Source organism: Arthrobacter sp. I3 (assembly GCF_000520575.1).
GTDB lineage: Bacteria > Actinomycetota > Actinomycetes > Actinomycetales > Micrococcaceae > Arthrobacter > Arthrobacter humicola_A.
Genome location: NZ_AZSB01000532.1, coordinates 1 through 7,484, shown reverse-complemented (window position 1 = coordinate 7,484; position 7,484 = coordinate 1). Strand labels below are relative to the sequence as shown.

Annotated in this window: 9 protein-coding genes and 1 tRNA gene; 5 read left to right on the top strand and 5 right to left on the bottom strand. The window is 61.0% G+C overall.

Features of this window, described 5'->3' with window-relative positions:
* Nucleotides 1-74 precede the first annotated feature (74 nt).
* The 3 genes from Y706_RS0102185 to Y706_RS29945 form a co-directional block, all read right to left on the bottom strand.
* Nucleotides 75-881, bottom strand: a complete 807-nt coding sequence (locus Y706_RS0102185; RefSeq protein WP_043434240.1) for an IS3 family transposase — start codon at nucleotides 879-881, stop codon at nucleotides 75-77.
* Between the two features lie 44 nt (nucleotides 882-925).
* Nucleotides 926-1,414 (bottom strand): helix-turn-helix domain-containing protein, encoded by a 489-nt coding sequence (locus tag Y706_RS29685; protein WP_028275295.1) that lies wholly within the window; start codon nucleotides 1,412-1,414, stop codon nucleotides 926-928.
* Between the two features lie 94 nt (nucleotides 1,415-1,508).
* Nucleotides 1,509-2,180 (bottom strand): hypothetical protein, encoded by a 672-nt coding sequence (locus tag Y706_RS29945; protein ID WP_028275294.1) that lies wholly within the window; start codon nucleotides 2,178-2,180, stop codon nucleotides 1,509-1,511.
* Nucleotides 2,181-2,385: 205 nt separating this feature from the next.
* On the opposite strand from Y706_RS29945, the gene Y706_RS0102170 reads away from it, so the two are divergent.
* From Y706_RS0102170 to Y706_RS27360, 5 genes are all read left to right on the top strand, one after another.
* Nucleotides 2,386-2,467: transfer RNA gene (locus tag Y706_RS0102170), tRNA-Leu, on the top strand.
* Between the two features lie 87 nt (nucleotides 2,468-2,554).
* A complete protein-coding gene (locus Y706_RS0102165) occupies nucleotides 2,555-3,685 on the top strand; it encodes a tyrosine-type recombinase/integrase (RefSeq protein WP_028275293.1) in 1,131 nt (376 codons plus the stop codon).
* Between the two features lie 134 nt (nucleotides 3,686-3,819).
* Entirely contained in the window at nucleotides 3,820-4,092 is a 273-nt protein-coding gene (locus Y706_RS28595; RefSeq protein WP_156945045.1) for a hypothetical protein, read from the top strand.
* Between the two features lie 559 nt (nucleotides 4,093-4,651).
* Entirely contained in the window at nucleotides 4,652-4,834 is a 183-nt protein-coding gene (locus Y706_RS0102160) for a hypothetical protein (protein ID WP_028275292.1), read from the top strand.
* A 76-nt stretch (nucleotides 4,835-4,910) separates the two neighbouring features.
* The gene (locus Y706_RS27360; RefSeq protein ID WP_052354981.1) at nucleotides 4,911-5,540 is read left to right on the top strand and encodes an LGFP repeat-containing protein; all 630 of its coding nucleotides are present in this window, start codon (nucleotides 4,911-4,913) and stop codon (nucleotides 5,538-5,540) included.
* A gap of 527 nt (nucleotides 5,541-6,067) precedes the next feature.
* Here the strand turns inward: Y706_RS27360 and Y706_RS29940 are convergent.
* Together Y706_RS29940 and Y706_RS23110 are read right to left on the bottom strand one after the other, a co-directional pair.
* The gene (locus Y706_RS29940) at nucleotides 6,068-6,274 is read right to left on the bottom strand and encodes a restriction endonuclease (protein WP_253906669.1); all 207 of its coding nucleotides are present in this window, start codon (nucleotides 6,272-6,274) and stop codon (nucleotides 6,068-6,070) included.
* Nucleotides 6,205-7,179, bottom strand: a complete 975-nt coding sequence (locus Y706_RS23110) for an SDR family oxidoreductase (RefSeq protein ID WP_173403043.1) — start codon at nucleotides 7,177-7,179, stop codon at nucleotides 6,205-6,207. Before Y706_RS23110 ends, Y706_RS29940 begins: the two co-directional genes overlap by 70 nt.
* Nucleotides 7,180-7,484 lie beyond the last annotated feature (305 nt).

The window sequence follows — 7,484 nt, the reverse complement described above, 5'->3', positions numbered from 1 at the left end:
CGTCCCGGCACAACGAAAAGGGGCGCCTGCCGCGATGAACTGGTCCCCGAAAGTTGGACTGGTTAAGTAGGATCCTAAGCCGCGAGGGCCTGAGCACGGTATTGCACCGGGCTCAGGCCCTCGAGCTTTGTTGAGATTCGTTCGGTGTTGTACCAGCGGATGTATTCGTTCAGTTGGGTCGCCAGTGCGTCTGTGCCGAGAAAACGGACGCGGTGGAACAGCTCTTCCTTGAGGTGTCCAAAGAAGTTCTCCATCACGGCGTTGTCGTAGCAGTTGGCCTTGCGTGACATTGATTGGATCGCGCCGGCTCTCTCCAGGAGAGTCCGCCAGGAGGCGTGCTGGTACTGGAAACCCTGGTCAGAATGCACGAGCGGTTTCTGCCCGTCCCTGAGCGTTGCCAGTGCGTCGCGCAGTGACGTGTTTGTGAGCTCCAGATTCGGGGACGAGCTGATCGAGTAGGAGATAATCTGCCGATCAAAGAGGTCCATAACCGGTGAGAGGTAGAGCTTCCGGTCGCCGATACTGAATTCGGTCACATCGGTAACCCACTTCTGGTTCGGGGCTGTGGCTTCGAACTTTCGGTTCAGCAGGTTCGGGGCAACAGTGCCCTGCTCGCCTTGGTAGGAGTTGTAGCGTTTCTTCCGCCGGACCTTGCAGGTCAGCCCGAGTGCCCGCATCAGCTTCAGCACGGTCTTCTTCGCGATCGTCCAGCCTTGCTTGAGCAGTTCCGTGTGGATGCGGCGGTGCCCGTACCGGCCATGGTTCTTTTCGAAGATGTCCGTGACCGCGGTCTTGAGTGTCTCTTGCGGGTCAGGGGCCTGGAGGCGGGCCTGGTGGTAGAAGAACGTGGACCGGGCCAACCCGGCTACGTCCAGGAGCATTTGCAGCCGGTGTTCGGCCTTGAGGGCGATGACGGCGCGGACCTTTACCGCCGTTCCTCGTCCCTCAAGGCCTGCACTTTTCCCAGGAATGCCACTTCTGCCCGAAGGCGCTCGTTCTCCCGGCGCAGCCGCTGCAGCTCCGATTCAGGTTTCCTCTCAGAATCCCGGTTCGTCGTCGGACGGCCTTTGGGCTTCGCGCGCAAACCATCTTCACCCTCGGCGCGATACTTGCCTGTCCACTTATCGATCAACTTCGGAGAAGACAACTGCAGCTCTCTCGCCAATCCGACCTTGTTCTCCCCAGACAGGAACCGCTGGACTGCATCGAGTTTGAACTCGAATGAGAACACCCGTTTGGTTGGTTTCGCCACCAGCGTCGTACCTCCGCGAACTCGCCATCGGTCATATAGCCGCCCGGTCGCTTTCGGGCTCACGCCAAGCCGAGTTCCTACAGCTTTGGCGCCCCAACCGGTCTCAAACAACGCTACCGCCACCTCACGCTGCTCCTCAGACAACGAACTGCTCTTGAACATAAAACTGCTCCCCGTAAGTCAGAACTGAATTCTCAGTCCAACTTTCGGGGAGCAGTTCACACTGGCGGTCCTCCTTTTTCGTCACATTGAGGCATCATTCCTTGCGAGCTACATCTCTTCGCGCCTTAAAGTCCTTTGACCACTTGTAAAAGTCATCCAGCCGCCGGCGCAACACCGCGGGGACGGGCAGACTCTGTTCCCAGCCCTCACCTGTGCTGTGCACGAAAAAGTCATTCACTTCCATGCCGGCATTAATGCTGGCAATGTCCGACTTTTCCAACGCCAAAAGGCCCTTCAACTGCGTGGTCTGAACCTTGAACTTGCTGCGCCCAACGACACCTTCGACCACGACATCTTCAACGGCCGCTTCCCATACCTGACGAAGTTGGTTTCCGAAATCTCGGCAATCCCTCGCATATGCAGTGAAGTCAAGATCATCAAAGTGAGCCTTGGCAGCGACGTAATCCGGTTCCAGTGCCTTCATCATGGAGGCAGAGCCGTTCTTTCCCTCGTTGGAAGACCGCTGGATGCCAGTTCCCGTTTCAGGATGCTGGGTAATGTCCAACCGGGTGTATGGAACTTTCGTTGGGTTCTCAATGCCGTCAGTGACCTGGGCATCCCATTCCTTGAGGGTGCCGAAGTCTTGCAGGGCACCGGCGAAAGAAGTGCTGTGGGTGAATACGATGACCTGACGGGTCTCATCCTCGGCGACGACAACGCGGCGCGCCGGCTGGGAAGTGGGGGTTGACTCCGTCTGTTCTGACACGGGAACTCCTTGGAAAGGTACGGCGGGAACTCAACCATCATAGGTTTTGTCCGCCAATGTACTTGGACCGGTTTGGTTCGATGCGGCGTCACTGGCGCGATTCTGGAATTCAGCCTATCTGCATGTAGAGTAATTTCGCGCACTGGAAGCGATCGCGTTGCTCACAGCACTGAGGCAGGCTGATTGTTACACCGGTGTACTCCGCGCCCGAGTGGCGGAATTGGCAGACGCGCCGCACTCAAAATGCGGTATCGAAAGGTGTGTGGGTTCGAGTCCCACCTCGGGCACAGTGTTTCCGCAGGTCAGTGGCCTGTTTCCTCTTTGGGTGTTGACAAAACCGCCCAAAGTGTTGCCAGCGGCGTACCGTTTTTTGTGTGGCAAGCATTCGAAAACGCACCAAGAAGGACGGCACATCGTCCTATATGGTGTTGTGGCGGGACCCGAAGAGCCGCGAGCAGCAGGGCCTGACCGTCGCCACTCTCGTCGAAGCTGAGACCCTGAAGAGGCTTCTGGACGCCAACGGACAATCCTTCGAGATCGCGCAGCACGCCATCCTGTCGAATGAGAAGCGCATACCGACCGTTGCTGAAGTCATCCAGGAGCACATCGACCTGCTGATCCGGCCATCGAGCGGCACCATCAAGACGTATCAAACCATGCTGGACCTGCATATCCGGAACGTCATCGGCCACGTGCCCGTGGACAAACTCGATTACCGGCTGATCGCCCACTGGGTGAAGTCAATGATGGCCAAGGACAAGGCGCCGAAGACGATCCACAATGTTCATGGCCTGATTTCGGCGGCCATGAACACCGCGGAGATGCTCGGGTACATATCGCGGAACCCGTGCCGCGGCGTACAGCTCCCCGGCATTGAAAAGGCCGAGGACGAAGCCATGTTCCTCACCCATGCGGAGTTCAGCCTCATCATGGAGGGCATGGGGGAGCGGTACAAGGCGTTCACCAATTTTCTGGTCATGACCGGCACCCGCTTTGGGGAGGCAACCGCGCTGACCGTGTCCGACGTCGACCTGCTCTCCAAACCGCCCACCGCCCGGATCAGTAAGGCATGGAAGCGGGACGGGCAGAACCAGTTCTACATTGGCGCGACGAAGACAGGCGCCGGTAAGCGCACCATAGGGCTGAACCCCGCCCTGGTGGAGCTGCTAATCCCGTTGGTTGCCAGTAGGCCAGGAAAGGAACTGGTGTTTACGACGCCCAAGGGCGGCCGAATCGTCCACAAGCTCTACTGGGACGACTACTGGGTCCCTGCGGTTCGCACGGCCCAGGCAATCGGCCTGAGCAAAAACCCACGGATCCACGACCTCCGCCACACCCACGCGTCGTGGCTGATCCAGGACGGCGTGCCGTTGTTCACCACCTCGCGCCGGCTGGGGCACGCCTCTACAAGGACGACTGAGCAGGTCTACGGGCACTTGATGCCCGAGGCGCTCCAAGCCGGCGCTGACGCCACTGAGCGCTCTGTGACAGCCTTTCTACGGTGACAGCTATGGCGTTCTGCCTGGCGACGTGCGGATGCCTGCCCGTTGAACGTTTACCGGCGCGCGCTTCCGGTCATGTCGGCTAGTCTCCAAGAGGCCATGAAGGTGGAAAGCAACGCCTTCCTTTTGGAGTTCCCGTGGAGATCGAATTTTTTGAGCCCGCTGAAGCTGCCGCGCTGATGCGCTGCACAGAGTCATGGCTGCGCGACGGCGCAACCAGTGGACGGTTCCCACACGCATGCTGGGGCAAGGGAAAGATCATTTTCACTTCTGAGCACATCATGGAAATCGCGAAGTTGAGTGAGATCCTTCCCGGCAGCAGTGGTTCCTCGCTCTCTGCTAGTCGGCCAGCGGCAAAAGAGCGGCTCATTGGCACCCGCTCGAAAGTCAGACTGGCCACGGCGAACTGAGCAGGGGCGCCGTTTCCCGTCCGGGCCCGGGTTTGAAAATTTTGCATTGTCCAAAGCAAGCTGCACTGCTCGGATGTCAGCCCGACAAAGAGTAGTGCATGGCCAACGTGGGCAGGGATGCCAGGAGCGGCTTTCGACCTGAGATGTGGCAACTGGTGCGCAGATGATGCATTCGAAGTCGCAGAGGGTGTTGTCGGTTCTGACGAGGTCCGATCCGCACGAATAAGTTGGCCCGGCAAGCTCCGGTCGTCATAGACTCGGCAGGCTGCCCGGCTGGCTCTCAATCAGTGGCCACGGCTGATGTCATCACCACCCAGCAGGTGGCCAGCACATACCTCATGGAAGCTCGCCTCCTCTGTCCCTGAAAAGGCGCTGGGCAACCGAAGTCGAGGGTCCCAGGCACCGGATCGAACCTGACAGACCGACAGAGTGACTACGGGGCGAAGATCTTGTTGATGATGGCCCCGTAGCGCGCTGGCGTGAGATCCGCACCGGTTGGCACATCGGTGAAATACGCGGTCACCGTTGTCAACAACGACCCCTTGAGTGCAAACAGAACATGCTCTACACCCGATTCCTGGACGGCGCCATCGAACCGAGCCTTATCTCCGTTCTGAGCCATTCAAAGGCCGTCCGGTGCGAGGACGTCGCCCGGCAGACGGACGTGAAGGCCAAATACAAACTCTGGGTGCCCCAATCCGAGAGCAACACGGTCCGCTCGATGCTGAACACATGCAATTAGCCGGAGACCAGCTCCGGTATGTTCATCCCGGGGGACCGCAACTCGTCGGACTCACGCTCCGAGAGAAAGAAGCACCATGAAGAAGACCGCACAAGAGCTCGCAGGGGTGGCCCTGGCCATCCCTCTCCTGCTCGCCGGGATGGCGTTGCCGGCGCACGCAGAGACGACCACTGAGTCGGCGGCCGCCGTCCCTCCTGGGACCATCAAGCCCCTCGTGCCGGCGGCGCAACGGTCGATCATCGACAAGTCCGTTGCTGCGATCCGCGCCAAGAACCCCAGCCTCGGGGCGAAATCGGGTGCCACCCAATACGGTCTGTACGCGGGGACCGCCCTCGCTAAGTACAAGGGCGGCATCATCGTCTGGCACCGTCTGGGCGCCGGCGCGGTTAAGGGTGCCATCCTGACCGAGTACCGCAAGGTCTTGGAGTACAACGGCATTGGCTACCCGACTTCCGGGGAGATCAAGGTCAAGGGCGGTGTGGTCCAGCACTTCGCACTCGGCGACATCTACTGGTCCGCGACGACTGGGGCGCATGCCGTCTGGATGTGGGACCGCGAATTGCAGGCCAACGGTGGTGTGAACGGGCGGCTCGGCCTCCCAACGTCTGATCGCACGTCGACTCCGACGGGCGCCTACCAGAAGTTCCAGGGCGGAACGATCTACTACACCGGCTACAAGAGCCGGGTCGTCTTCAACAAGAAGTAGCCTCCACCAGCACGTCACGGCAGCATCGAACGCCCCGGGCCATTGGTCCGGGGCTTTCTCTGTGTCGGCCAGCCAGCCTCCGTCTGCGCATGGGTCCAGTCAAAGCCCGACCCATCGCTAGGACCTGCACCGTGACCACGTTCGTGAAAATCTCCGACGGCTCCAAACTGCTGAACGCAGACCATCACCAGCTTCAATATCGGGCATCGTCCCGGCAACTTCTCCAGGGACGTGGAGCTAGAGCACTCGATCGGATCCCGGGTCGCCGATTCAGTGCACGCCGCGACCCTCCTGCACGGACTCAGTGACGACGAGGCCCTGTAGGGCCTGGCCGCCCTCGGCAAGGCCATCACGATGGCCACAGGAACCGGGGGCATCGACCCCCACGTCAAATTCTCCATGGACGCAAGCCCTCTGGATCAACGTGCGCCTCACCCGGGCCCTGCCGGGCGAGAAGTTCAGCGCCGCAGACATTGCCCGGCTTATGCGCATCGTTGACTCTGCCAGATCCTTGAGCCGCAGCCGGGTCATCTCCATCGACTGGCCCTCGAGGGCGTCCTCGGTGCGCTTGGACCACTGTCCGTGGTGGAGACCACCATGCCGTAGGAGAACTCCGCCTTGCCCGCGGCCGTGAAGAAGGAATCGATCTGGCCCTTCTGGAGTGTCAGCGTCGGGTCGAAGAATTTGCACTGGATAGCCGTGAGCTCTCCCGTGTACCGGTCTCGCGCAACCAGGTCGACGCCGGTGTCGACCTTGCCGTTCCGGCCGGGCCACTCGTGAAGCGTTCGATGGCGTCTTCGGCTGTGGGAATGTTGAAGACTTCACCCTGACGGGTCGTGTTTGCCACATAGCGGCCCGTCTCGAACCACTCGAGCATGGCGGCCATGTCCGGGGGGACGGAGACGCCGTCGTCAGGGGCCCCTGGCCCACCGGTCGGGCCCGGCGCTACTGTGATCGGTCGGCCGAGCAGGCTGCCGGAGATGTCCGCGACGTCCTGGATGCTCACGGGGCGGTCCCATCCGATATCGATCCGTTCTCCTGCGGCGATGTCGGCGTCGACGGCCGCGGCGAGGTACGCGGCGAGGTCGGAGGTGAGGATGAACGTCAGTGGGACACGGGGGGAGCCCAACCATGAGAGGCTGCCCCGGGAGAAGGGATCTCCACCGAATCTGGTGAGTTGGTCCAGGAAGGCGCCGGGGCGCAGAGCGACAAAGGCGACGTGCTTGTCCTCCAGCCGGTCTTCGGCCAGTTTCTTATGCCAGAAGTGGGGGACCTGCGGCGTCTGGTCGCAGGTAAGGATGCTGGTGAGGACAAACCTGCGAACACCGGCCTGCGCCGCCGAGTCGATGAGGTTGCGGTTTCCGACTACGTCGATCTCGGAAGTGTCGCCCCTGCTGTGGCCAGTGTAGCCGGCAGCGGTCGTAACCACAGCGTCGACGTCGCCCACAGCGCGCTCCAGCGATCCGGGATCCATCATGTCTCCGCGCGCGATCGCTACCCCAGCCGCCTCGAGTCGTCCTGCATCGGATCCAGGCCGCACGAGGGCCCGCACCTGCTTGCCGCGGTCCAGCAATGCCGCTATGACTTGGCTTCCGAGATACCCGGTGCCGCCGACAACCAGAACTTGTGAACTGTCCACAATTCAACTCCTTGTCTTTTGGTCCGTGTGGAATGTTTCTCCAGCCGGTTAATGCCCGCTGTTTCGTCTGAGGCATCGAAACCGTTGCGAAGTCGATTCTCTGAGGACGATCTGGCTCAGGTCGATGGGCCGGTCCGTCACAGCGCAGGGGCCCGGCCCGGTGACTACGTGTCGGGGAGAGAGGCCTGTCGGGGGTTGTGTTGGTCCCGGAGAGCGCGTCATTAAGACCGGTGCGGGTTTGGCCCGACCAGGCGTCGGGCGGCCTCGGCGATATGTTTGGCGTCGATGCCTGCCCAGGCGAGGAG

Bases quoted from the DNA above. Each gene is read 5' to 3' on its own strand.
- Y706_RS0102185 (WP_043434240.1), bottom strand. From the start codon at position 881: ATGCTCCTGGACGTAGCCGGGTTGGCCCGGTCCACGTTCTTCTACCAC.
- Y706_RS29685 (WP_028275295.1), bottom strand. From the start codon at position 1,414: ATGTTCAAGAGCAGTTCGTTGTCTGAGGAGCAGCGTGAGGTGGCGGTA.
- Y706_RS0102160 (WP_028275292.1), top strand. From the start codon at position 4,652: ATGCTCTACACCCGATTCCTGGACGGCGCCATCGAACCGAGCCTTATC.
- Y706_RS27360 (WP_052354981.1), top strand. From the start codon at position 4,911: ATGAAGAAGACCGCACAAGAGCTCGCAGGGGTGGCCCTGGCCATCCCT.